Annotated in this window: 26 protein-coding genes; 20 read left to right on the forward strand and 6 right to left on the reverse strand. The window is 41.1% G+C overall.

Going from position 1 to position 24,668, the window contains the following annotated elements; all coding sequences use genetic code 11:
• The first annotated feature begins 3 nt into the window (after positions 1-3).
• The 8 genes from ACYVJ6_RS10460 to ACYVJ6_RS10495 all read left to right on the forward strand — a co-directional run bounded on the left by ACYVJ6_RS10460 (position 4) and on the right by ACYVJ6_RS10495 (position 8,321).
• Positions 4-1,803: a TonB-dependent receptor gene (locus ACYVJ6_RS10460; protein WP_460694008.1), complete on the forward strand. Its 1,800-nt coding sequence runs from the start codon at positions 4-6 to the stop codon at positions 1,801-1,803.
• A gap of 34 nt (positions 1,804-1,837) precedes the next feature.
• Positions 1,838-3,061, forward strand: a complete 1,224-nt coding sequence (locus ACYVJ6_RS10465) for an HU domain-containing protein (RefSeq protein ID WP_460694009.1) — start codon at positions 1,838-1,840, stop codon at positions 3,059-3,061.
• Positions 3,062-3,070: 9 nt separating this feature from the next.
• Entirely contained in the window at positions 3,071-3,787 is a 717-nt protein-coding gene (locus tag ACYVJ6_RS10470; RefSeq protein WP_460694010.1) for a MotA/TolQ/ExbB proton channel family protein, read from the forward strand.
• Positions 3,787-4,188 carry an ExbD/TolR family protein gene (locus ACYVJ6_RS10475; protein ID WP_460694011.1) on the forward strand — a complete coding sequence of 134 codons (402 nt, stop codon included), beginning with the start codon at positions 3,787-3,789 and terminating at the stop codon, positions 4,186-4,188. Before ACYVJ6_RS10470 ends, ACYVJ6_RS10475 begins: the two co-directional genes overlap by 1 nt.
• An 88-nt stretch (positions 4,189-4,276) precedes the next feature.
• Positions 4,277-5,089, forward strand: a complete 813-nt coding sequence (locus ACYVJ6_RS10480) for an energy transducer TonB (protein WP_460694012.1) — start codon at positions 4,277-4,279, stop codon at positions 5,087-5,089.
• A gap of 84 nt (positions 5,090-5,173) precedes the next feature.
• Positions 5,174-5,899 (forward strand): hypothetical protein, encoded by a 726-nt coding sequence (locus tag ACYVJ6_RS10485; RefSeq protein WP_460694013.1) that lies wholly within the window; start codon positions 5,174-5,176, stop codon positions 5,897-5,899.
• A 12-nt stretch (positions 5,900-5,911) separates the two neighbouring features.
• A complete protein-coding gene (locus tag ACYVJ6_RS10490; RefSeq protein WP_460694014.1) occupies positions 5,912-7,204 on the forward strand; it encodes a bifunctional folylpolyglutamate synthase/dihydrofolate synthase in 1,293 nt (430 codons plus the stop codon).
• 136 nt (positions 7,205-7,340) lie between these two features.
• Positions 7,341-8,321, forward strand: a complete 981-nt coding sequence (locus ACYVJ6_RS10495; RefSeq protein WP_460694015.1) for a Gfo/Idh/MocA family protein — start codon at positions 7,341-7,343, stop codon at positions 8,319-8,321.
• A gap of 101 nt (positions 8,322-8,422) precedes the next feature.
• Here ACYVJ6_RS10495 and ACYVJ6_RS10500 read toward each other — a convergent pair whose 3' ends face one another.
• On the reverse strand, positions 8,423-8,596 hold the full coding sequence (locus ACYVJ6_RS10500) for a DUF6496 domain-containing protein (protein ID WP_460694016.1): 174 nt from the start codon (positions 8,594-8,596) through the stop codon (positions 8,423-8,425).
• A 62-nt stretch (positions 8,597-8,658) separates the two neighbouring features.
• Between ACYVJ6_RS10500 and ACYVJ6_RS10505 the strand changes: the two genes are divergently transcribed.
• Together ACYVJ6_RS10505 and ACYVJ6_RS10510 are read left to right on the forward strand one after the other, a co-directional pair.
• Positions 8,659-9,534 carry a nucleoside phosphorylase gene (locus ACYVJ6_RS10505; RefSeq protein ID WP_460694017.1) on the forward strand — a complete coding sequence of 292 codons (876 nt, stop codon included), beginning with the start codon at positions 8,659-8,661 and terminating at the stop codon, positions 9,532-9,534.
• Between the two features lie 53 nt (positions 9,535-9,587).
• Positions 9,588-10,682: an AI-2E family transporter gene (locus ACYVJ6_RS10510; protein WP_460694018.1), complete on the forward strand. Its 1,095-nt coding sequence runs from the start codon at positions 9,588-9,590 to the stop codon at positions 10,680-10,682.
• Here the strand turns inward: ACYVJ6_RS10510 and ACYVJ6_RS10515 are convergent, their stop codons facing one another.
• Positions 10,683-10,988: a hypothetical protein gene (locus tag ACYVJ6_RS10515; protein ID WP_460694019.1), complete on the reverse strand. Its 306-nt coding sequence runs from the start codon at positions 10,986-10,988 to the stop codon at positions 10,683-10,685.
• Positions 10,989-11,033: 45 nt separating this feature from the next.
• On the opposite strand from ACYVJ6_RS10515, the gene ACYVJ6_RS10520 reads away from it, so the two are divergent.
• From ACYVJ6_RS10520 to ACYVJ6_RS10535, 4 genes are all read left to right on the forward strand, one after another.
• A complete protein-coding gene (locus ACYVJ6_RS10520; protein WP_460694020.1) occupies positions 11,034-11,981 on the forward strand; it encodes an MBL fold metallo-hydrolase in 948 nt (315 codons plus the stop codon).
• A 209-nt stretch (positions 11,982-12,190) separates the two neighbouring features.
• Entirely contained in the window at positions 12,191-13,255 is a 1,065-nt protein-coding gene (lpxK, locus tag ACYVJ6_RS10525; protein WP_460694021.1) for a tetraacyldisaccharide 4'-kinase, read from the forward strand.
• On the forward strand, positions 13,218-14,033 hold the full coding sequence (locus tag ACYVJ6_RS10530; RefSeq protein WP_460694022.1) for a purine-nucleoside phosphorylase: 816 nt from the start codon (positions 13,218-13,220) through the stop codon (positions 14,031-14,033). Before lpxK ends, ACYVJ6_RS10530 begins: the two co-directional genes overlap by 38 nt.
• Complete coding sequence (locus ACYVJ6_RS10535) at positions 14,033-16,144, forward strand: putative porin (RefSeq protein ID WP_460694023.1); 2,112 nt, start codon at positions 14,033-14,035, stop codon at positions 16,142-16,144. The genes ACYVJ6_RS10530 and ACYVJ6_RS10535 overlap by 1 nt, the downstream gene beginning before the upstream one ends.
• Here the strand turns inward: ACYVJ6_RS10535 and ACYVJ6_RS10540 are convergent.
• Positions 16,141-17,457 carry an asparagine synthetase B gene (locus tag ACYVJ6_RS10540; RefSeq protein WP_460694024.1) on the reverse strand — a complete coding sequence of 439 codons (1,317 nt, stop codon included), beginning with the start codon at positions 17,455-17,457 and terminating at the stop codon, positions 16,141-16,143. The genes ACYVJ6_RS10535 and ACYVJ6_RS10540 overlap by 4 nt on opposite strands.
• 72 nt (positions 17,458-17,529) lie before the next feature.
• On the reverse strand, positions 17,530-18,795 hold the full coding sequence (locus ACYVJ6_RS10545) for an asparagine synthetase B (protein ID WP_460694025.1): 1,266 nt from the start codon (positions 18,793-18,795) through the stop codon (positions 17,530-17,532).
• A 120-nt stretch (positions 18,796-18,915) separates the two neighbouring features.
• On the opposite strand from ACYVJ6_RS10545, the gene ACYVJ6_RS10550 reads away from it, so the two are divergent.
• Positions 18,916-19,353: a peptidylprolyl isomerase gene (locus tag ACYVJ6_RS10550; RefSeq protein WP_460694026.1), complete on the forward strand. Its 438-nt coding sequence runs from the start codon at positions 18,916-18,918 to the stop codon at positions 19,351-19,353.
• An 84-nt stretch (positions 19,354-19,437) separates the two neighbouring features.
• Complete coding sequence (locus ACYVJ6_RS10555) at positions 19,438-19,980, forward strand: DUF5606 family protein (protein ID WP_460694027.1); 543 nt, start codon at positions 19,438-19,440, stop codon at positions 19,978-19,980.
• Between the two features lie 111 nt (positions 19,981-20,091).
• On the opposite strand, the gene ACYVJ6_RS10560 is transcribed toward ACYVJ6_RS10555, so the two are convergent.
• Positions 20,092-20,511: a hypothetical protein gene (locus ACYVJ6_RS10560; RefSeq protein WP_460694028.1), complete on the reverse strand. Its 420-nt coding sequence runs from the start codon at positions 20,509-20,511 to the stop codon at positions 20,092-20,094.
• Positions 20,512-20,554: 43 nt separating this feature from the next.
• Positions 20,555-21,028 (reverse strand): 23S rRNA (pseudouridine(1915)-N(3))-methyltransferase RlmH, encoded by a 474-nt coding sequence (rlmH, locus tag ACYVJ6_RS10565; protein WP_460694029.1) that lies wholly within the window; start codon positions 21,026-21,028, stop codon positions 20,555-20,557.
• Positions 21,029-21,092: 64 nt separating this feature from the next.
• Between rlmH and ACYVJ6_RS10570 the strand changes: the two genes are divergently transcribed.
• From ACYVJ6_RS10570 to ACYVJ6_RS10585, 4 genes are all read left to right on the forward strand, one after another.
• Positions 21,093-22,910, forward strand: a complete 1,818-nt coding sequence (locus ACYVJ6_RS10570; RefSeq protein WP_460694030.1) for a MutS-related protein — start codon at positions 21,093-21,095, stop codon at positions 22,908-22,910.
• A 65-nt stretch (positions 22,911-22,975) separates the two neighbouring features.
• Positions 22,976-23,311: an ArsR/SmtB family transcription factor gene (locus ACYVJ6_RS10575; protein ID WP_460694031.1), complete on the forward strand. Its 336-nt coding sequence runs from the start codon at positions 22,976-22,978 to the stop codon at positions 23,309-23,311.
• Positions 23,301-23,753: an SRPBCC domain-containing protein gene (locus ACYVJ6_RS10580; protein WP_460694032.1), complete on the forward strand. Its 453-nt coding sequence runs from the start codon at positions 23,301-23,303 to the stop codon at positions 23,751-23,753. Before ACYVJ6_RS10575 ends, ACYVJ6_RS10580 begins: the two co-directional genes overlap by 11 nt.
• On the forward strand, positions 23,753-24,604 hold the full coding sequence (locus tag ACYVJ6_RS10585) for an alpha/beta fold hydrolase (protein ID WP_460694033.1): 852 nt from the start codon (positions 23,753-23,755) through the stop codon (positions 24,602-24,604). Before ACYVJ6_RS10580 ends, ACYVJ6_RS10585 begins: the two co-directional genes overlap by 1 nt.
• Positions 24,605-24,668: the final 64 nt, after the last annotated feature.

Raw genomic sequence — 24,668 nt, forward strand, 5'->3', positions numbered from 1 at the left:
CAAATGAAACTAAAATACATATATACGCTGCTTACCTTACTCATGGTATTATACTTTGTTCCGGTTACAGCACAAAATAAAAAACCGGCCACCAAAGCACCTGCTAAAACAGCGGCTCAAAAAACAGCCGAAGCCAAAAGCCTGGGCGACGTTGCCTCAAAGGTAGCACCAAAGGATACCGTTAGAAATGGCGGTGGGGCTACTACAAACAACCCGCAGAATAATGGAGGTAGTTTATCTGATGAGATCATCATAACATCGGCCTATAAACCTGTATTAGCCGACGCGGTAAAAATACGCCGCAACCCCGAGATGGAAGATAAAGTGCCTTTTAAGGCGCCTTTAAATTATACATCTATTGATAAAAAACTAACTAAAGACGAAGAAATAAAACAGCTGGATGCGATGAAAATGCCTGCTGAAAAAGACTCGATATTAAAACTTAACTACGTTAAACTGGGCTTTGGCAGCTTGCGTACCACCTATGGCGAAGCTTATATTAGTAACGGACGTGATGAAGCTTTGCAAACCGGTTTATACATTAAACATTTTGCTCAGCAGGGCATAATTAACAAACAAAACCAAAGCCGTAACGAGATAGGCGTTTTTGGCAAAAGCATTAACGATAAACATACCTTAAGCGGACGCATTGATTACAGCCTGAATACTAATTATTTTTATGGGTATGATCCTAATATTGTGCCCGTACCTGCTAATTTAGACGTAGCACAACAAAAATTCAGTACCATATCTGCCGAAGGCGAACTGGCTAAAAATTATAAAGATGTAGAAAATGATTTTACCTACGCGGTAAAACTAAAAGGCTATGTGTTTAGTAATGCTTTTCAGGCTAAAGAAAACAATATTGTTTTATCAGGATTTTTAAACCAAACCGTAAAACAATTTTACGCGGGTTTAAGTGCGTCAATGGATGTAAGCACCCAAACCGATGCCTTATATTCATTAAGCAATAACCTGTTAAGGGTTAACCCCTATATCAAATTCCAGGGTACAAACTATAAAGTTGATGCGGGTGTGCGTTTGGTAAGTGAGTTTGGTTTCTCATCTCGCCTGCTACTATTCCCGGCTGCCAAAGCCGAGTTGCAGGTAATACCTAAATATGTTCGTTTGTTTGTTGAAGCTAAGGGAGATATCAACAGATCATCCATACGTGATTTTTCGATGATCAATCCGTTCATTGGCCCAAACATCACCATAAAAAACTCTGTAGACCAGTTAGATGTTAGCGCAGGCTTAAAAGGAACTTTAGCCCCGGGCTTAAGCTTTAAGGCAACTATTTTCCGCAATACCGTTAAGGATATGCCGCTGTTTGTAAGCAATTTTGATTTTACCAATGGTTATAACCGTTTTGGTGTGATTTATGATAACGGCCGCGCACGTGTTACCGGCCTTAACGCCGAATTGGATTACAAGGCTGATGATGATTTTAATATTTTTGGCCGTGCCGAATTTAAGGATTACAAAATGTCTACCGAGGCTTTAGCCTGGAACTTACCTAAATTTAAGCTAACAGCCGGTACAAACATCCATATCAACAATAAAGTAAATGTTTCGGGATCATTATTGTTCCGCGGTGATACAAATGATCCCAGGCCTGTTGGTAGCGCTTACAGCGCTATACCTTCATTTGTTGATATTAGTGGCGGGGTTGAATATAAAGCCACCGATAAAATATCTATTTTTGGAAGAGTTAATAATATTTTAAACGGAACAAATCAAACCTGGCTATATTATCCTGAATATGGATTTAATATATTTGGAGGCGCAAGCTACAGCTTTTAGCGCATTGTTATAATAAACTGCCTATTTTTAAAGTATGGATGTAAGCTTGTACATAAGCGAACTACTTGAACAACATGGAGAAGTAAATGTACCCGGATTAGGGCACCTGGCACAGACACGTGTAAGTGGGTATTATAATGCCGCTGACTTTAAGTTTTATCCGCCGCGTAACGAGGTGACGTTTGACCCGCAAAGGTTAAACGAGGACAATGTATTGACCCAATACATTGCCGATAAGAAAAACATATCGCTGGAATCATCCCAATACTTTACCGAAAAATATATTACCAATTTAAAAGAGGACGCATTATATAATGATGTACCTGTGGCCAATATTGGCTGGTTTTATAATAATGGCGGCAAATTGGCTTTTAAAGCCAATAAAATAACCAATGACCCCGTATTTTATGGTTACCCTGCGGTAAGGGCCAATAAGTTATTGAGCCAAACGGCCACTCCTACGCCCCCGCCTGCTCCGCAAGCCCCACCTGCTCCGCAAGCCGCACCTGTTTCGCAACCGATACCTGAGCCTACGCCTGCCGAGTCGGGGTATCAAATGGTGCCGGAAAGAATTGCTGAAACCATAGCCGAGCGGGAAGAACCGGAAGAAGAATTATATTACGAAGAACCGCGTACTAACAGGACTTTACGTGCCGGGTTGATCATATTATCGGTAATTTTGGTGTTGTTGGCAATAGCTTATGCGTTATATAGGTACAAGCCATCGGCTTTTGAGCGTATACAAAACTACTTTCAACCTAAACAAACCGGTGTAAAACTAGAGGCGGCATCTCCAATAAATGTTGATACCAATACCATATCAGCGGATACTACCGTACGTATTGACAGCGCGGTAGTTGCAGACACCACTATCAAAAAGAATACGCCTGCAGGCCGGGTTACCGATAAGATAACACAAACAGAAGTAACCAAAACTACCGTAGTTACTATACCTGCCGGTAAACCAAACAATGCATCCGAATTGGCTGTCGGGCCACCAAAAGCTGCAATTACGCCAACGGTGAAGAAGTATGGCGTAATTGTATACACAGCAAAAACTATGGACGAAGCTACCAGGGTTGTAAATACCTATAAAGATAAGGGTGTTGATGTACTGATAGTACCGGGGACAAAAGCACCCCGAATAACTATCACAGCGGGAAGTTATAATTCAATAGATGAAGCCGAAGTGGCTATGACCAAATTAATAGAATCAGGAAAGATCCTTAAGGATGCTTATCCAATGAAAATCCAATAAAACCAAAAAATGACTTTACTACTTGCACAGGCAGTGGCAGACACTGTTCAACAATTTGCAGATACTGCAACCCAGGTTTCTCAACAGTTAGCCCCCCTACCCGATCAGGACCTACGCTTTGGCGACCTGCTTATAAAAGGCGGATGGATAATGCTGCCAATAGGTATTTTGGCGGTATTGGGATTGGTCATATTTTTTGAACGCTATTTTACCATACGTAAAGCGTCAAAAAGCGAAGCGCACTTAATGTCGCAGGTACGCAGCAGCATAGTAACCGGTAATTTAGACTCGGCTATTGCTATTTGTAAAAACAGCAACTCGCCATTGGGTCGCATGCTGGCCAAAGGTTTGCTACGCATTGGCCGCCCTATTAAAGATATTGAAGGCGCTATTGAAAACGTAGGCAAGCTGGAAGTATCCAAACTTGAAAAAAACATAGGTATATTAGGTATTATAGCCGGTATTGCACCCATGTTTGGCTTTTTGGGTACCATTGCCGGGGTAATTAAAATATTTTATGATATCTCAAAAACCGATAACATCAGCATGGGTGTTATATCAGGTGGTTTATATGTAAAAATGGTAACATCCGCAGCGGGTTTATTTGTAGGGCTTGTGGCTTATGTATGCTACCATATTTTAAATATGATGGTGGATAAGGTGATATTAAAACTGGAAACAGATGCCATTGAATTTATTGACCTGTTAGAAGAGCCCAGCAAATAATGAATTTAAGAAAGAGACATAAAAGGGCGAGCGCCGAGGTGCATACTTCGGCCATGAATGATATCATGTTCTTCCTGCTGTTGTTTTTTTTGATAGCGTCAACAGTTGCCAACCCCAACGTTATTAAACTGATGCTGCCTAAATCATCAACCGGGCAATCTATATCAAAAAAAACAGTTACAGTATCTATAACAAAGGACCTGAAATATTACGTTGAAAAAAAGGAAATACCGGTAGCTGATCTGCAAAGCACATTGGCAACCTACAAAAGTATAGGCACCGAGTTAACCATAGTACTGTATACCGAGCCAACCGTATCTATACAAGATGTGGTATCGGTAATGGATGTGGCCCAAAAATTGAATATTAAACTGGTTTTAGCAACGCAACCGAAGGGATAGTCATTAGTCACTGGTCATTAGGCATTGGTTTATTTTAACTGCTGCTAAACGACCTGAGTAAGACTAATGACCAATGACAAATTAACTAATGACCAACAGAGAAGAAAATAACTATCCAAAAGCATTTGCAGCAACAGGTATTGTACTGGCGTTGGTAATGGCTATGTGTTATTTTATTGTTTTTAGCACCCCACATAAAGCGGATGATGGCACAGGCGGCATATTGGTTAATTATGGTACTACCGATGAGGGCATGGGCAGCGATTATATGAGTATTGAAGAACCTTCAGTAGCGGAAAAAGCTAATAATACCCTGCCGGATAAAGTTAACCCCAATCCTACTACCGACCAGCAAACCGCTACCGAAAACAGCGATAAAAACGTGGTGACACAAAATACTGAGGACGCGCCCGAAGTAGCAGCCAATACCAAAAAAACAAGTAATACCGTAGCTACCCAGCCATCTAAAGAAGCAAAACCAAGCGTTAACCAAAACGCCTTATATAAGGGCCCAACCAACAATGGCGCCGGCCAGGGTGATGGCACAACCGGTACCCCCGGCAACCAGGGCAAACCCGAAGGCAGCACATTGACTAACAACTATGATGGTACAGGATCTGGCAATGGCGGTAATTTAACAGGACTTGGCCAACGGAGTTTTATAAGCAGGCCCAATGTTAGCTATGATGGCCGAAACACCGGTAAAATTGTGGTAGATATACGCGTAGATAAGGGCGGCAATATTATATATGCCCGTGCAGGTGCCCGCGGTACTACCATATCCGACTCGCGCTTACTACAAAAATGTGAAGATGCTGTAATGCGTTCGCGCGTAAGCCCACTGGAATCGGCCCCCGAAACACAGATGGGTCAGGTTGTTTTTGTGTTTAAGGTGAATTAATGCTCCCATCCACGCGTCATTGCGAGGAACGAAGCAATCTCTACATAGGACAGAAATACTTAAAACTTATTGTATTTTAGATAGATGAAGATATTATTTATCCTACTATCGGTTTTTCTATTAGCTAAGTGCAACTGTAGCACCAAAACAGAATCTACTCATACGAAAATAGCTACCCTAAAGCCTGATACTATTATTGGTGTAAGGGTTATTCCCAATGAATTGTCAACTCCGGACTATATAGAAAAGGAATATTTTGTCATTACTAAAAATGACACTTCAAATTACTCTTGCTTTATTACCGAAAATAAAAACACAGGAAAGGTATCAATAAACTATAGGAATACACCTAATGGAAAAACACCTGCAATAATTGCGGCGGGTGATTCTGCAGCTGTGGAAGAAAAAGCACTTCCCCAATACTCAAATCATAAATTAACTTATAATGGTCAGATTGAAGAAATTAGGCTTATCATGAAACGTGCATCAAAAGATTACAACTTTAGCAAGTTGCATTTTTTGAGACTGATGATGTCATCAATAAAAGGCTTGCCTCAAAATTTATTGAAACAATACATCACAAAGTATGGTGAAAATTTTGGTTCTGGTAGTAATCAAAAGGCTGTAGAACTAATTGAAAATTCACAAGTAACAGCAGATTTGAAAAGTATTTTATCACAGTATTCAGTTACAATTGATGATATCTCAATTGATGGTTTGGCATATTATCCTCCTCAATATCCAAAACCCGGAGAACCAAAAATGCTTTTAGATGGAATGGTTATTTTTAGCATGACTACAATTCGTTAGTTTTGCTCTACCATGAATTACGCCGAAACCCTCCACTACCTTTACACCCAGTTACCCGTTTTTACCCGTGTGGGTGCATCAGCCTATAAAGCAGATCTGGGTAATACTTTGGAGTTGTGCATGCGTTTGGGTGAACCGCAGCATCAATTTAAAAGTATACATGTAGCGGGTACTAATGGTAAGGGTTCAACCTCGCATATGCTGGCAGCGGTATTGGAAGTGGCAGGTTATAAAACCGGGTTGTACACTTCACCACATTTAAAGGATTTTAGGGAACGCATACGCATTAACGGGCAAATGATACCCGAGCAAACGGTAATTGACTTTGTAGCCAAACACCGTAAAGATTTTGATGAGATAGCCCCCTCCTTTTTTGAAATGACCGTAGCACTGGCCTTTGATGCTTTTGCCAAAGAGCAGGTAGATATAGCCGTAGTTGAAACAGGTTTAGGTGGCAGGCTGGACTCGACCAACGTGATCACCCCGCTCCTGTCCATCATTACTAATATAGGATGGGACCATATGAATTTACTGGGCGATACCCTGCCCAAAATAGCCGCAGAAAAAGCAGGCATTATTAAACCCAATATCCCGGTTATCATCGGCGAAAAGCAGGATGATGTAGCCGATGTATTTATCCGCAAAGCGGAAGAAGAAAAAGCAGCTATTAGCTTTGCATCGGAAGTTTTTGAGGTGAAAGGAGAAAGGTTAAAGGAGAAAGGTGATTTTTTAGATATTGAAATAACTCACCGCTCACCATTCACTACTCACCACTTACAACTGGATTTAACAGGCAGCTATCAACTTAAAAATATAAAGACGGTATTGTTAGCCGTAGATGAATTGCGCCAACAAGGCTATACAATTACCGACGAACATATAAAAAATGCGCTAAAGCAGGTTAAAACGCTTACCGGACTACATGGCCGATGGGAAACCATTAGCCAAAATCCATTGACTATTTGTGATACCGGGCACAACCCCGAAGGCATTGCCGAAGTATTGAAAAACATTGCCACCGTAGCCTTTAACCACCTGCATTTTGTATTGGGTATGGTGAATGATAAAGACATCAGCAAAGTACTAAGTATGCTGCCGCAAAACGCTACCTACTATTTTTGCAGGCCGGATATTCCGCGTGGGTTGGAGGCGGAAAGTTTAAAGGAGCAAGCGGAAGGCTTTGGGTTGCAAGGTGAAGCTTACCCTAACGTAAAAGCAGCATTGGCAGCAGCCCAAAAAGCCGCCCAGGCTAACGATCTGGTATTTGCAGGCGGTAGTACCTTTGTAGTGGCCGAGGTGGTTTAACATCGGGAGCGTTGTCATGGTGAGCCCGTCGAACCATTGAGCGTAAAGCCCTTACACACGCATCCTTCGATAAACTCAGGATGACAGCCCTATTTTAAAAATTAATTCTATTTTTACCACAACCTATATTAAAATTATGAGCACTATCAACTGGGGCATTATTGGCTGCGGCGAAGTAACCGAAGTGAAAAGCGGTCCGGCCTTTTATAAATCAAAAAACAGTAAACTGGTAGCAGTTATGCGCCGTAATGCGGCTAAAGCTGCCGATTTTGCCAAACGCCACAACGTGACCAAATGGTATGACGATGGCGAAAAGCTAATTAACGATCCCGAAGTAGATGCGGTATATATTGCTACTCCGCCTGATTCGCATACAGCTTATACCATATCAGCCTTAAAAAAAGGATTGAATGTATATATTGAAAAACCGGTTACCCTAAACGCCGCAGAGGCACGCCAGATAGCGGATGCCGTAAAACAAACGGGCAAAAAAGTGAGCATAGCCCACTACCGCCGGGCAATGCCCATGTTTATGTATATAAAAGATACTATTGATAAAGGCGTAATAGGCGATGTTCGCACGGTAATGATTCGCCTGTGGCAAAGTGTAAAACCCGAACTGGTAACCCACGTAGAAGATAACTGGCGCGTTGACCCGGCACGCTCTGGCGGAGGCTATTTTCATGATATGGCCCCCCACCAACTGGACCTGATGCTTTACTTTTTTGGTGAACCTGAGCTTTATCATGGTGTGGCCCTTAATCAATCGGGTGCCAACCCATGCGAAGATCATATAACCGGTTTTATCAAATTTAAAAACAACGTAGTATTTAACGGTTCGTGGAGCTTTAACGTAACCCCTGATAGAGCTATTGACTTTTGCGAAATTATAGGTAGCAAGGGCAGTATTAACTTCCCGGTGTTTGGTAATACGGTAAACATAAAAACCGAAGCCGGCAGCGAGGATAAAACTTTTGATCCGGGTGCGCATATTGCCCAGCCTATGATACAACAGGTGACCAATTATTTTAACGGTGACCAGGCACAAAACCCATGCAGTATTGAGGATGCCATACCTTTGATGGATATTATGGATGCGTTCGCGGAGAGTAAATAATTAAAATATCCATTGTCATTTCGAACGAGGTACGAGGAGAAATCTATACACACGCATATCAATGTATAGATTTCTCTCTACGTTCGAAATGACAGTTGATATTACTTCTTTTTCGGTACCTTCGCCCCTTCTTTCCTGGCTTCTGACAGGCCAATGGCTATGGCTTGTTTTTTACTGGTAACTTTTTTACCGCTACCGCTTTTTAGCTTGCCTTCTTTCATTTCGTGCATTACTTCGCCTACTTTTTCACTTGCTTTTTCTGAATACTTTGCCATGGTATTAATATTTAAGTTAATGATGTAATAATCATGCAAATTATTTGCCAACTTTATGCACTATGAAACGCATTGCCGAAACCGACCTGATATTAAATGCCGATGGCAGCGCCTATCACCTTAACCTGTTGCCGGGTGATGTGGCGGATACCGTTATTACCGTTGGCGACCAGGACCGGGTGGTAGAGATAACGCAATACTTTGACCACATCGAACTTAAAAAAGGCAAGCGCGAATTTATCACCCATACAGGACGCATAGGCAATAAACGGCTAACCGTAATTTCAACCGGGATAGGTACCGATAATATTGATATTGTACTGAACGAGTTAGACGCATTAGTTAATATTGATTTTAAAACCCGCATACCACATACTGATTTAAAAAGCTTAAATATCATCCGCATAGGTACATCAGGAGCGGTGCAGGCGGATATTGCTATTGATAGTATGCTGGCATCATCCGCCGCGTTTGGGTTGGATGCTTTGATGCATTATTATAAGCATGAGCTATCCAAACAAGAAAAAGAGTTGCTAAATGCATTTCAATCGGCTTTGCCAAATAATTATCCACTATTGCCCTATATCGCTTCAGCAGATAGTTCATTATTAAACCATTTAGGGCAAGACCTGCAGCAAGGTATTACCATAACCGCACCCGGTTTTTACGCGCCTCAGGGGCGCCAGGTTAGAGCCGAAAATATGATGCCTGATCTGATGGATATTATCCAAAATTTCAACTCAGCCGGGCAACGTATTACCAATTTGGAGATGGAAACCGCAGGCATTTATGGGCTGGCGGCAAGTTTAGGGCATAAAGCCCTATCACTTAATGTAATTTTAGCCAACCGGGTTACACAAACGTTTAGTAAACAACCCGCAAAAATTATGGACCATTACATACGGCAGCTATTAGAAAAAATTAATATCACGTTATAACAAAACATATAAATAACACGTATTGTTACAACCTGTAAGTTTAAAATGATTACATGACCATTAAAAAAATACCCGCCCCGTTTTATGAACGCTTTGCCCTGGTTATTATAGGGCTGCTGGCGCTTGGCTTTTTAGTGATATTAAGTAAAGAGATCTTAGACCCCCTGGTATTTGGCTTTTTGTTTGCCATATTGCTATTGCCCCTATCCAACTTTCTCGAAAAAAAATTACGCATGCCGCGTAGTATGTCTTCCTTTGTGTCGATATTATTATTGGTAAGTTTTGTAAGCGGTATTGTATACCTGGTCAGTAATCAAATAACGTATTTAAGCGGCGATTGGCCCATGCTTAAAAAGCAGATTGCAGAATCTATAGTCAACCTAAAGGACTGGGTAAATTTTGTTTTTCATATTAATGCCGAGCAACAAACAGAATATATAACTGATACTTCCCGTAAAATTGTATCATCAGGTACCGAAGTTATAACCACCACCTTTGGGGCCATATCATCAATGGTTTTGTTTTATATATTCATTATCATATTTACCTTTTTCATCCTGTTTTACCGACGGTTATTATACCGGTTTATACTGGCCGTTTTTAATGACGATGACGAACATGTGGTGAAAGATATAGTCGTCAACATTCAGAAAATATTGAGGCATTATATACTGGGCCTAATAATTGAAATGGTGGTGGTGGCCGCAATATCTTGCATGGTTTTTTGGCTGATAGGTATTAAATATGCGGTGCTTTTGGGCTTATTAGTTGGCCTTTTTAATATCATCCCCTACCTGGGTATTTTTACAGCCTTGCTTTTAAGCATATTAATAACCTTTGCCACCGGCCCTATAGAAAACGCCATTTGGGTTGGTGTAAGCGTAATTGCTATTCATTTAATTGATTCTAACTTTTTATTGCCTACCATAGTAGGCTCCAAGGTACGGCTGAACGCCCTGATCACCTTTTTAGGAATTATCCTGGGCGAACTGATGTGGGGCCTGTCGGGTATGTTTTTATCTATACCTATAATAGCTATCTTCAAAATTATTTTTGACAGGATAGAACCGCTAAAACCCTGGGGCTATTTATTGGGTGGCGATTATGAATACCAAAAATCTGCCCAAAAGAAAATGAAAACAGAATAGTTAGCCAACCATATGGTAAATACTTACGCCCAGCGTTATCCCATAAATAATCAGGATAACTGTATTTAAAACCAGTAGCCAGTTCAGGTCGGTCTCTTTATATTTTTTAACAGTGCATATAACAAACAAGGCAATAAATCCCAGCATTAACAATATCGGGGCTATCAATGTCCACTTATTAGGTGTATGCAAATAAAGATGCTTCAGTTTATAATTGTCGCCCACAAAAAATGGCACAAGCGCCGCTATTAACAATATAAAAAACAAACGTGTTACTATTTTTGCTGCAAGTTGACTGGCTTTCATAATGGCCAAAATTACTTTTAAATTTATACAGTTATAACTCACTTCATGAAAATTAAACACCTCCTTTTAATTGTATGGTTTATTGTAACAGCTGTTACCGGTAATGCGCAAACCAAATTGTTTAAAATAGTGCCTTTAGGTGTTTTAGGCGGGGCCGATGAAAGTAACCTGTCGGCCTATATGGTTGCAGCTTCGGGCAGTAATAATTACATCTGTTTAGATGCCGGCACCATCAATTATGGCATACAAAAAGCAGTAGCTAATAAGGTATTTAATATCCCGGCCGAAGAGGTGCTTAAACAATACATCAAAGGTTATTTTATATCGCATGGCCATTTAGATCATCTGGGCGGTATGATCATTAACTCGCCGGGAGACAGCAACAAAAGTATTTACGGCTTAGCAAGTACCCTATCCACTTTAAAAACACATTATTTTACGCCTCAAAGCTGGGCCAATTTTGGTAATGAAGGCGTAGGTGCCATTAATAAATATTCTTATAAAGCACTTACTCCGCTTACAGAAACATTTGTTGATAATACTCAAATGACCGTCGCGGCTTTCCCGCTTAGCCACGCCGATTTAACCAGTACCGCCTTTTTGATTAAGAGCAAAACCAATTACGTTTTATACTTTGGCGACACAGGCAGCGATGCGATAGAAAAAAGCGACAAGCTGCAAAACGTATGGAAGGCCATTGCCCCATTGATAAAAAATAAGCAATTAAAGGCCCTGATGATAGAGGTATCCTTCCCTAATGAACGGCCCGACGACAGTTTAGCCGGGCACTTAACTCCACGATTATTAATGGCCGAAATGAATAATTTGAGCCAATTGACAGGTGCTGATGCCATTAAAAATTTGAATGTAATGGTTACCCACCTAAAGCCGCCTGTTGATAGTATTACTAAAATAAAAGCTCAATTAAAGGCGGAGAATAAGCTGGGGCTGAATTTGATATTCCCGGAGCAGGGGAAGTTGTTGGAGTTTTGATTTGTAAACGCGTGCGATCAACTCACCCGGTCATCGCTACGCTCGACCACCCTCTCTTCGCCTTTGGCGTAAAGAGGGATTTTTTTACTGAATAACCCTCTTTGCCGCTTGCGGAAGAGAGGGTCGACGAGTGAAACGATGTCGGGGTGAGTCAACCGCCGACAGGTAAACGTACTTAACTCTCCTTTTTATATCTTTACATTTAATATATGAAATACCTGCGCCTGCTTTTGTTTCCGTTTTCATTACTATATGGGTTGGTGGTTATTATGCGCAACTGGTGTTATGATGCAGGCTTGTTTAAAAGTCATGAGTTTAATGCACCTGTAATAGTTGTAGGTAATTTGGAGGTTGGGGGCGCAGGCAAAAGCCCAATGACCGAATATTTGGTGCGCCTGCTTAAAACCGATAACAAACTGGCTATTTTAAGTCGCGGTTATGGCAGGGAGACCAGGGGATATCATTTAGCTGATACCTCGTCAACAGCCGCTCAAATAGGCGATGAGCCTGCACAATTTAAAGCCAAGTTTCCGGATGTTACCGTAGCGGTTTGCGAGGACCGTGTGCATGGCATACAACAATTGCTGCCGCAACATAATTTAATATTATTAGATGATGCCTATCAGCACAGGGCCGTAAAACCGGGTTTAAGTATTTTATTGTTTGATTATACGCGTATTAAACAGTTCAATATGCTATTGCCTGCGGGCAACCTGCGCGAGCCGTTTAGCGGGCGGTGGCGGGCAGATGTTATTATCATCAGCAAATGCCCAGAAGGGCTAACAGAAGAAGATCGTGCTACTTTAACAAACCTAATTGACCCGCTACCCTACCAACAATTATATTTTGCAACTATTGCTTACCTGGATATGCAGGATATGAACGGCAATAGCACCGATGCCGTAATTGATGCCAATACCACTCTATTTTTATTAACAGGTATTGCAAATCCACGACCATTGTTACACCATCTGCAAAAATATACGCCTGCTATTGTACATCATAATTATCCCGACCATCATCAGTTTAGCTTAAAAAATATCAGTAAACTTGCCGATGAATTTTCTGCCTGCAAATCACAAAAAAAAGTGATCATTACAACAGAAAAGGATGCACAGCGTTTAAGAGAACAATCGTTGTTGCCGTTAGTTAATCAACTACCTATTTTGGTATTGCCAATAGGTGTAAAGTTTTTAAATAACGGCAGCGAAAATTTTGATAAAACAGTAAAAAAATATGTTAGCGAATATACAAAGCACCACCAGTTATATTAAAAGCCGCATAGGCGATTTTGAACCCGAAGTAGGTATAATATTAGGCACCGGGCTGGGTGGCTTAGTTAATGAAATTGAGGTTGAAAAACAGTTGATGTACTCCAACATCCCTGACTTTCCTATATCCACTTTAGAGTTTCACTCCGGTAAATTAATTTTCGGTACACTGTCGGGCAAAAAAGTAGTGGCCATGCAGGGCCGCCTGCATTATTATGAAGGCTACAGTATGCAGCAGATCACTTTTCCGGTTAGAGTATTGAAGATGCTGGGCATAAAAACCTTGCTGGTTTCCAACGCTAGTGGTGCATTAAATCCCGCTTATAAAAAAGGCGACCTGATGGTTATTGAAGATCATATCAACCTGCAAACAGACAACCCGCTATTGGGTAGAAATGAAAGTGAACTGGGCCCGCGTTTCCCGGATATGAGCCAGCCTTATAAGTGGGATATGATAGATAAAGCTTTAGATATTGCATCGGCTAATAAAATAACCTGCCACAAGGGGGTGTATGTTGCCGTAACCGGGCCAAATTTAGAAACCCGCGCCGAATACAAATACCTACGCATAATAGGCGGCGATGCTGTTGGCATGAGTACCGTACCCGAAGTAATAGTGGCTAACCACATGAGCCTGCCTGTATTTGCAATATCCGTATTAACTGATGAAGGTTTTCCGGAGATTTTAAAGCCTGTATCGGTAGAAGAAATTATAGCGGTAGCACAAGCGGCCGAGCCAAAAATGACATTGATACTTAAAAACTTGATCGCCGGTCTTTAATGCATTATAGCAAGTTTAAATATTTACTTATTTTATTGATCTGCGTTTCGGCTCAGGCAGTATTTGCGCAATTTGATCCTACTAATCCCAGTCAAACCGGGTTTGGTAGCTCAGGTGGGTCACGACAAGGCCAATTTGCTGCTGATACCGCTAAAACAGCCACCCCGCTTACAGGCGACGCGCTGCTGGATACCCTACGTAAACGCGAAGAGGGCCGCGCTGATTCTATTGAGTTCACTTCAAAAATGATAAAGGTTACCAACGAGCGGTTATTGAATGACAGCACACAGGTATTTCCTTTAGATACCGGGCTGGCTAATTTTGAAAATTACAGCCCGCTTTTTCAGCCCCGAACGCCTAAAATAAGTTTAAGCGGAACCGTAGGTTATGCCACCAGGCCTTTGTTATTTGAGCCATCGCGCATTATTGGGTTTGATGTGGGTTTGCATGCCCTTGACCCCTATTTACTAACCCCACAGGATATTTTATACTATCGCACACAGGCACCTATTACAATACTATCATTAGTAACCGGGGGCAAGGCAGAACAGATATTCAAAGCAACACATACGCAAAACATCAAACCCAATTGGAACGTTGGCTTTAACCTTAATTTTGTAGGGTCAAAGGGGTTTTATGGGTATAGTAACCTGGGGCAAAACGTAAGCCAACTAAATGCCGCCGTTTTTACCTGGTACGAGTCGAAAAGCAAGCGTTATAACTTGTTAGGAAACCTGTTATTTAATAATTTAAAATCCCCCGAAACAGGATCAATATTAAAAGATACCATTTTTACAGGCAAACCTTCTATAAATAAACCAACCGAAGCGGTACGCTTGAATAATGCTTTTACTAACTGGAAAACCGCCGGGTTTTATATTAAGCAATTTTATTACATAGGCCGTATTGATACGCTTGTACAAAAAGAGGCCGCCAATATTTTACCCACACAGCGTATAGCACATACGCTTAATTATAATGTACAGAAGTATAATTTTTTACAGAATGATTTAGATACCTATAATGTATTTCCTGATTATTATTTTGCCGCAAACCGTTCAAGAGACTCATTAACGGTAACACATATACAAAATGATTTTTCGTACAGTTTTTACCTGCGGGGCAAAGCAACCAAATTTGTTAAAAACGAGGTAAAGCTTGATCTTGGCCTAACGCACGACTTTTATAATTACTCGCAATATGTGAGCGATACCATTATAAATGAAGGCGGTGTTAAGGTCAGAAATATGAGTAAGGTGGAAGGTTCAACTTTTCAGAATTTTACGCTTAGGGCCAAATTTGGTTATAGGTTTAGCGATAAAGTGGGTTTAGAGGGTAATTTTAACCAAATAGTAACCGGCCGCAACTTTGGCGATTTTTTATATGATGCCAAAGCAACCGTATCCAGCAATAAAGCCGGAAAAATAGTTTTAGGAGCCTATGTACAAAGCAGTTCGCCGGCATTGGTTTATACCAACTGGACATCCAATCACTACATATTTAACAATACCTTCAGCAATCAAAAAACAACCAATTTATCCTTTAATTATATTAATGATAAGCTTCAACTTGATCTGAAAGCGGAGTATTTTTTAATTGCTGATTACCTGTATTTCGCGTCGCCAAACGGCGGCAATGATGCAAGGCCCCAACAATTAAGCACACCAATAAACCTGCTTAAAGTAAGTTTGGGTAAAAACCTGGCCTGGCGCAAATGGCACTTTGATAACTTTATAGTATACCAAAAAACTGATTACCAGAACACGCTGCGTATACCCGAGCTTTATACTTATACCAGCTTACATTATGACACCTTTTTATTTAAAGTACTAACTACGGTAATTGGCGCTAACGTGAGGTTTAATACCGCCTATACCGCGCCATCATACGCGGTTGGGCTGGGGCAGTTTTATAATGGGCCTAATGTTACGTTCTCCTCATACCCTATTGCCTCTGTATTTGTAAAAGCAACCTTACAGCGCACTAATTTATTTGTGGGGTATGATTATGCCAATCAAGGTGTATTTAGCAACGGCTATTATACCGTTAACCGCTATCCACAGCAGGACCGTCAACTTAAATTTGGTGTAAGCTGGATGTTTTATAACTAAGTTTTCTGATGCTTCTTCTTAGCGGCCGGGAACAATACATTATTCAGTATCAAACGGTATCCCGGTGAGTTGGGGTGCAGGCTCAGATCTGTTATCGGGTCATTTGGACTATGATTGTAATCTTCGGGGTCATGGCCACCATAAAATGTCCATTGCCCTTTACCATATTCGCCGTGTATATAGCGGGCCTCGTCGCCAATTTTTCGTTCGCCCATGATGACAACGCCCGGTTTAAGCCTGTTTTTGTTAAAAGCTGTAGCTAAACCTATAAAGCCTTTTATCACCTTATCATGATTTTGGGTTAACATACTTGGTACCACATCCCATTTGGCCGAAAAATCAAATAGGGTAAAAAAATCTGTAGACATATCCCCGTTTCTGCCACCGCCAAAGCCGCCTCCGCCTCTACCTCCTCTGCCACCACCGCCGCCGCTTCGTACATCTATATCACTAAACTTCATTCCTGAATAACTGTCTGTGGGTATAATAAAATTTTGAAAGGCCAGTGTTTGGCTATAATCCAATTTTGATTGTGCCTGGGGGTCAATCCCATCGCCATCATACTGTTCATCAACAATGTCTGTATTTGCCGCTGCCAAGGCGATATCAAAACTATCAGCACCCGAGCACATGGCAAACAAAAACCCGCCATTTGCAGTAAAAGTGCGTATGGTTTGGGCCACAGCCAACTTCATTTTTGATACTTTGCTATACCCCAGCTTTTTGGCCGTTGCTTCCTGTGTCGCTCGGTCTTGTTGACTATCCCCTCCCCCTCTAAAACCACCACCAAATTTACTATACTGTCCTGTAAAATCTTCATGATGCAGGTGCAGCCAATCGTACTTTGACAGATCGCCTTTTAACACCTCCTCATCATATACCATATCAAACGGAATTTCGGCATATTTCAATACCAGTAATACGGCATCTTCAAGTGATCCTTTACTGGGTGGTGAATATAGCGCCACACGTGGTGCCTTTTCTAACTTTACCAACTCCATATTTACCGATGGGTCGGCAATTTCGGCTTGTATCTGCGCTACCGTTGCATCGGATATAACCTCATAGCTCACCCCTCTTATCTTACACTCATCCTCAAGGGTTTTGTTGTATTTGGCCATAAAACTGCCACCGCGATAGTTGAGTAACCAATCTACCGTGTCGCCGTTTTTTAATATCCAAAAAGCTATTCCGTATGATTTTAGATGATCCTTTTGTGTTTCATCCATAGGCAAAAGTATAGATGTAGCCTTGCCTAAAAAAGGCAAAATTAAAAAGGTTAAAGCTAAAAGATATTTAGGGATGGTTTTCATTATTAGCTATTTAGGGGTTGCTTTTTATAAATTTAGGAAGTTTTATTTTATAAGTAGCTATTGTAACAGAAATTATGTTTTCTGTTTCTTTTTATGTGCCGACGGAAACAGTACGTTATTTAGTATCAACCTATAACCAGGCGAGTTTGGATGTAATTTCAGATCAGTTGGGGGATCGCTAACGGCATGCTGGTAATCTTCCGGGTCATGCCCGCTATAAAATGTCCATTGCCCTTTACCGTAATCGCCATGTATATACCGCGCTTCATTAGCAGTTTTCATTTCGCCCATAATGATAACGCCCGGTTTTATCTTACTGGCATTATAAGCGGTAGTTAGCCCTAAAAAACCTTTTATTACCTTATCGTGGTTTTGGGTAAGCATACTGGGCACCACATCCCACTTGGCCGAAAAATCAAACAACGTGAAAAAGTCCATTGTTCTATTAACCTGGCGCACTTGCGTTACATCAATATCACTAAATTGATGGCTCAGCGGGTTCATATCCAACGAAAAATTTTGAAAAGCAAAAGTTTGGCTATAGTCCAGTTTACTGTCAGCATCCCTGTCGGCGGGGTCGCCATCAAACATCGACTCGCATATATCCGTACCGGCTGCAGCCAGCGCAATGTCAAACGTATCGGTACCCGAACACATGGCAAATAAAAATCCGCCGCCGGCTGTAAAGTCCCTTATTTTTTGGGCAACGGCCAGTTTCATTTTTGATACCTTATTAAAGCCAAGCTTTTTGGCCATGGCTTCCTGGGTGCGTTGGTCATTTTTATACCAGGCCTCATTATAAAAATTAGCATAAAATTTACTGTACTGTCCGGTAAAGTCTTCATGGTGCATGTGCAGCCAATCATACTTTGGCAGGTCGCCGGCTATAACTTCTTCATCATACAGTACATCAAAAGGTATTTCGGCATATTTTAATACCAGCGTAACGGCATCATCCCAGGGCATTTTGGTTTTGGGCGAATAAACCGCCATGCGCGGCACCTTCATCAGCTTTACAATGTCCATATTTACAGATGGATCGCCCACCTCGGCAATGATAGCGCTCACTTTTACATCGGGTATCACTTCATAACTTACGCCGCGTATATTACATTCATCCTCAATAGCTTTATTGTAATCTGTTAAAAAGCTGCCGCCACGATAGTTAAGCAGCCAGTCAACCTCTTTCTCACCTTTCAACACCCAAAAAGCAATGCCATATGATTTTAAATGATCTTTTTGCGCTTCATCCATAGGGATAAGAATAGATGCGGCATTAGATAAAAAGGGCTGAAAGCTAAAAGCTAAAAGCAGTAAGTATTTATTAAAACGCGTCATTATCCAAAAATAACGAATATTTATTGAAGGTATTATGTTTAATACATAAATGAAACTTTAGGTTAAACTTTTACGTTTCTGCTTTTTATATTACATTTGCCATCCATTAACTAAGCACCAATGAGCAAAGCAATCATTAAAACCGAAAAGGGCGATATGACCGTACAATTTTACGATAACGACGCCCCTATCGCAGTAGAAAACTTTAAAAAACTGGCTAAATCAGGTTTTTATAATAACGTTATCTTTCATAGAGTTATACCAAACTTTGTGATACAGGGCGGCGACCCTACAGGTACCGGTGCAGGTGGCCCGGGCTACCATATTGATTGCGAATTAACCGGCGATAACCAATACCATGACCGCGGTGTATTATCAATGGCACATGCAGGCCGCAACACCGGCGGATCGCAGTTTTTTATCTGCCATAGCCGCGATAACACTTCGCATTTAGACAGGAACCATACTTGCTTTGGTAAGGTTATTGAGAATGTTGATGTGGTGGATGATATTCGCCAGGGCGATAAGATTTTAACTATTGAAGTTTTAGAAGACTAATTTTTAGAGATCAGAGGTTAGAGATGAGTGATTAGTTTTGTGCTAATGACTAATCTCTAATCACTGATCACCAATCACTATCATATGAATTTAAGCGGAATAGTAGCCGTATCGGGCAAACCGGGATTATGGAAAGCATTGGCACAAAACAAAACAGGTTTTGTGTTAGAGAGTTTGGACGCGCAAAAAACTAAGCTGATAGCTAACCTATCAACCGCTAAATTGGCGGCGTTGGATGAGATCACTTTGTTTAGCAATGACGAGGATATTAAGCTAATTGATGTTTTAGAGCGTATGAAAACCGCTGCCAACATTCCGGATGCTAAGGCTGACGGCAAAGTTTTAAGAACATTTTTCAGAGAAGTAGCACCAGATCATGATGAAGAGAAAGTATATGCTTCTGACATGAAAAAGGTAATATCATGGTTCCAGATATTGAAGGACCTGCCTATATTTAATGAGGTACCTAAAGCTGCTGAAACTGCTGAGGTTGAAAAACCGGTTACAGCAGCGGCAAAAGCAGTTGCAGAAAAACCAAAGCCTAAAGCTACCGTACAAAAGAAAGCCCCGGTTGCGCCAAAAGCACCAAAAATTAATACACCTAAAAATCCATCAAGAGCCGGATAGGCTCCAGATGTGCAAATATGCAGACGTGCGAATGAGTAGATAATACTTATTCGCATTTTTATTTAATAGGATTTTTTAAGAAACATTTTTCTTGCCTGTATAGCTTTTTGATTAATCAGCAATTTCTTCAAAGCTTGCTATCCTGTTAACTGTATCTACGTCAACATAATAGTCCGTGCCACCAACCTGCCTATGAAATTTATATCCGGTCGTTGATGTTTGCCAAAATCCATTAGACTTTCGGATACTTTTGATCAAGGCATTCAAATTCACACTATCCATTTTAAGGGTATAATAAATAGCATAGTCCTGCATCATATCCTGATATTCGTCTCTTAAAACCTTATAGTTCGGCGGAAGTTTTATGTGGCAATTTTTCTCAAATCGTTCTTTACTTGGTGTCCTACCCCAATCATTTAATAAACCCGAGCGAGCAAAAAATGAATAAGCTAAAAGTCCAAAAAATGGGATAGCACATATCAAGATAAACACTAAAAAATATTTAACAACTCTTGTAACTTGCTTTTTCATTCGATATTCTATTATCTATTTGCACATTTGCATATCTGCACACCTACTCATGATGATACGGCTCTCCCTTAATTATCGTAAACGCCCTGTACAGTTGCTCGGTAAATAACAAGCGAATCATTTGGTGCGAAAATGTCATTCGGGATAACGACAACTTATCATTGGCCCTTGCATAAACGGTTTGATCAAAACCATACGGGCCGCCCACTATAAAAACTATAGTTGATGTGGAAGCGATGGCTTTTTTATCTAAATAACCGGCAAACTGTTTAGAGGTAAACTCGGTGCCGTTCTCATCCAGCAATACCACATGATCTAACGGCGATAGCTTTTTCAGTATCACCTCGGCCTCTTTGGTCTTTTGCTGTTCAGGAGTTAATGCTTTGGTATTCTTTAAAGCATCCAGTTCAATTAGCTCCAGTTTGGTATAATGCTTTAACCGTTTTACATACTTATCAATGCCTTCTTTTAAATAAGCATCTTCTGTTTTACCTACCGTTAAAAAAACAATCTTCATAATCAGGGCAAATAAACGTTTATTTGAAATATAAGTGCTTATTTAGCCTGAATTTTATTTGAACATGCAGGATACTATTATTAATAATTATACAATAAACGCTTCGCTGGCCCAACAGGAAGCCGCTAAATATAAAAAACTGGCCGACACCTACTCGCTGATGCGGTTAACGGTTTTTGCGCTGATGATATTAGCCATATCCCTGGGGATAGTTTATGATAACTTTACCATTATAGCCATTGCCTTCCCCCTGCTGGTGCTGAATTTTGCCTGGCTGGTATCGCGACAAAGTGTTTATGATATCAAAAAGAAATATTACCAGGACCTGCAACGTGTAAATGAGAATGAAATTGGCAGCATAACTAACCGAAATAACCTGTACGACAACGGCAGCCGCTTTACCAGCGAGAAGCATTTCTACACCGCCGACCTGGATATCTTTGGCGACCTGACCCTGTTTCAACTGGTTAACCGTGCTGCTACTACACCCGGTAATGAAAAGCTGGCCGAATGGTTGAGTGCCCCGGCTGATAAGGTAACTATTTTAGACCGACAGAACTCGGTTAAAGAATTAGCTACCAAAAATCAATGGAAACTGGAACTGCAAACCCTGCTGTTATTTGCCCAAAAAGAGGACATTAATCAACTTAAAAAGCTGCTTATGTACCTGCATATCCCTTTAAACTTAACGGGTGAGCAATGGCTGAATAAATACGTTAAAATTGCTCCCTATTTATTAATAGGGTTGATAGTTCTCGCTTATTTCTACCCATCATTAAAAGGGCTGGCTATATTAACGGGGATTATTAACATGGGCATTGTTGGGTCAAAAGCGGCATTTATCCGAAAAGCCGACCTCATAGCCGGGAAAATTGGAGATACCTTAGCCCATTATGCCGCGGTTTTTAAAAAGATAGAGGAAGAAAAATGGGAAGCCACCTATACCAGCCGGCAGGCGCAAAAACTGTTGGATGCGGGTACATCAGCCAAGTTAAAGGAGCTGGGAGATTTGATAAATAAGTTAAACTACCATCTAAACATTATAGTTGGCGTTATACTTAACCTGTTTTTTTTATGGGATATCAAGCAGATCATCGCTATTGAAAACTGGAAGCGCAACAACGCCGACGGCTTAGAAATGGCTTTTGATGTAATTGCCGAATACGAGGCCCTGATAAGCCTGGCAGGTTTGCATATTAATTACCCGGATTGGGCCATGCCACAAATTGCCGATGGTGATGGCTATACTTTAACCGCTACCGACATTGCTCATCCTTTAATACCTGCAGTTAGCCGTGTAGTGAATGATTATGAGTTGAACAACACCTTCAAGGTTGATATCATCACCGGATCGAACATGGCGGGTAAAAGTACTTTTTTACGCACTATGGGTATTAATACGGTACTGGCACTTTGCGGTGCGCCTGTTTGTGCCAGAAACATGCAGGTTTCGGTGATGACCATGGTGAGCTATATGCGTATCAAAGATTCGCTAAACGAAAGTACATCCACCTTTAAAGCCGAATTGGACCGCCTGCAGATGTTATTAGCTGCGGTAGATAATGAGCCTAAGGTTTTCTTTTTAATAGATGAAATGCTGCGGGGTACCAACTCGGTTGATAAATACCGGGGATCAAAAGCGGTAATTGAATTATTGATAAAAAAGAAAGGTGTAGGTATGGTAGCCACGCACGACTTACAAATTGCCCAACTGGAGCAGCAATACCCCGATTATGTGCGCAATTTTTACTTTGATATACAGGTAAAAGACGGCGAAATGCTGTTTGATTATAAAATGAAGCACGGCGAGTGTAAAACCTTTAACGCTACCCTATTGCTTAAACAAATTGGGATAGAGATCGATACCAATACCGATAGCTAAATATTTTCTTTAAAATTTGCGCAAGTAAATACTTGCGTTTATATTTGCAAGCATATACTTGCATAATGATTCAGAGAAGAGATGTATTCCAGGCTATTGCCGACCCGACCCGCCGCCAGATCATCAACCTGGTGGCCGACAAACCGCTTAATGTAAACACCATTGCTGATAGCTTTGATGTGAGCCGTCAGGCCATATCATTACACATTAAAATTTTGATAGAGTGCGAACTGCTTAAAATAAAAAAGCAGGGCCGCGAAAGGATCTGCGAGGCACAAATGGGGCCGCTTAACGAAGTAGCCCTTTGGCTGGAGAATTACCGCAAGCATTTTGAAAACAAACTGGACAACTTAGAAACTTATTTAGGCAAACTTAAAGCAGAACGCGACCATGGAAAATAACACTAAAGACCGTGAATTATTATTGATACGTACACTTGATTTCCCTATTGAACTGGTTTGGGAAGTTTGGACCAAGCCCGAACATTTAGCCAACTGGTGGGGACCAAATGGCTTCACCAATACGGTTTATACTATGGATATGGTACCGGGCGGCCAATTTCATTTAACCATGCACGGCCCGGACGGAGTAGATTACGTGAACAAAAGCACCTATAAAGAGGTAATTGAACACAAACGAATAAGCTACGAGCATTTTAACCCTAACTTTACAGCTACCATTGATTTTGAGGCGCAGGGCGATAAAACTCGAATTACCTGGCATATGTTATTTGATTCGGCGGAGATATTGAAAGCCATCATCAAAGCGCATAATGCTGCTGAAGGCTTGAAACAAAACATCGAAAAACTGAGCGTTTACTTAGCTAACCAGATCAACAAATAATGAACAGAAAATGGCGTGCTTTGATAGTTATCTTTTTGACTACTCTCATACAAGCATCGGCACAAAAAAACAATAAAATGGAAACATCAGAACATGCCTCGGTAAACGGCATTAATATGTATTACGAGATACATGGCAAAGGCGAAATACCCTTGGTATTGATACACGGCGGCGGCTCGACCATTGAAACCTCATTTGGTGTACTATTACCTTTATTGGCCGCTAACAATAAAGTAATTGCCGTGGAGTTACAGGCACACGGCCGCACGAGCGACAGGAACGCGCCCGAAAGCTTTGAACAGGACGCGGATGATGTGGCGGCACTGTTAAACCACCTTAAAGTTGACAAAGCAAATATTTTAGGTTTCAGTAATGGCGGTACAACCACGCTGCAGATTGCCATGAGGCATGCGCAATTGGTGAATAAGATCATCGTAATATCCGGTGCTACCAAACGCGAGGGTTTTATGACCGGCTTTTTTGATTTTATGAAGACTGCTGCTTTTGATACTATGCCGCAGCCGTTAAAAGACGGCTACCTGAAAGTAAACCCCAATGAAGCGGGTTTGCTGAACATGTTTAATAAAGACAAGCAACGAATGATAGATTTTAAAGATATCAGCGATGCGGCCATAAGCACCATTAAGGCCCCTGCCCTGTTTATGGTGGCGGATAAGGATGTCATCAGTGTTAAACATACTGCGGATATGGCAAGCCTAATTAATGGTGCGCAATTGATAGTGCTACCGGGTGGGCATGGCCAGTTTTTTGGGGAGATGGATAGTGCAAAAGGCCGTAAACTACCGGAAGCTACCGCGTTATTGGTGCAGGATTTTTTGGAGCAAAAGTAAAATGATATGTCATTGCGAGGAGGGACGACGAAGCAATCTCAGACTATGCAAACTTGAGATTGCC

This window comes from Mucilaginibacter puniceus (genome assembly GCF_054783175.1).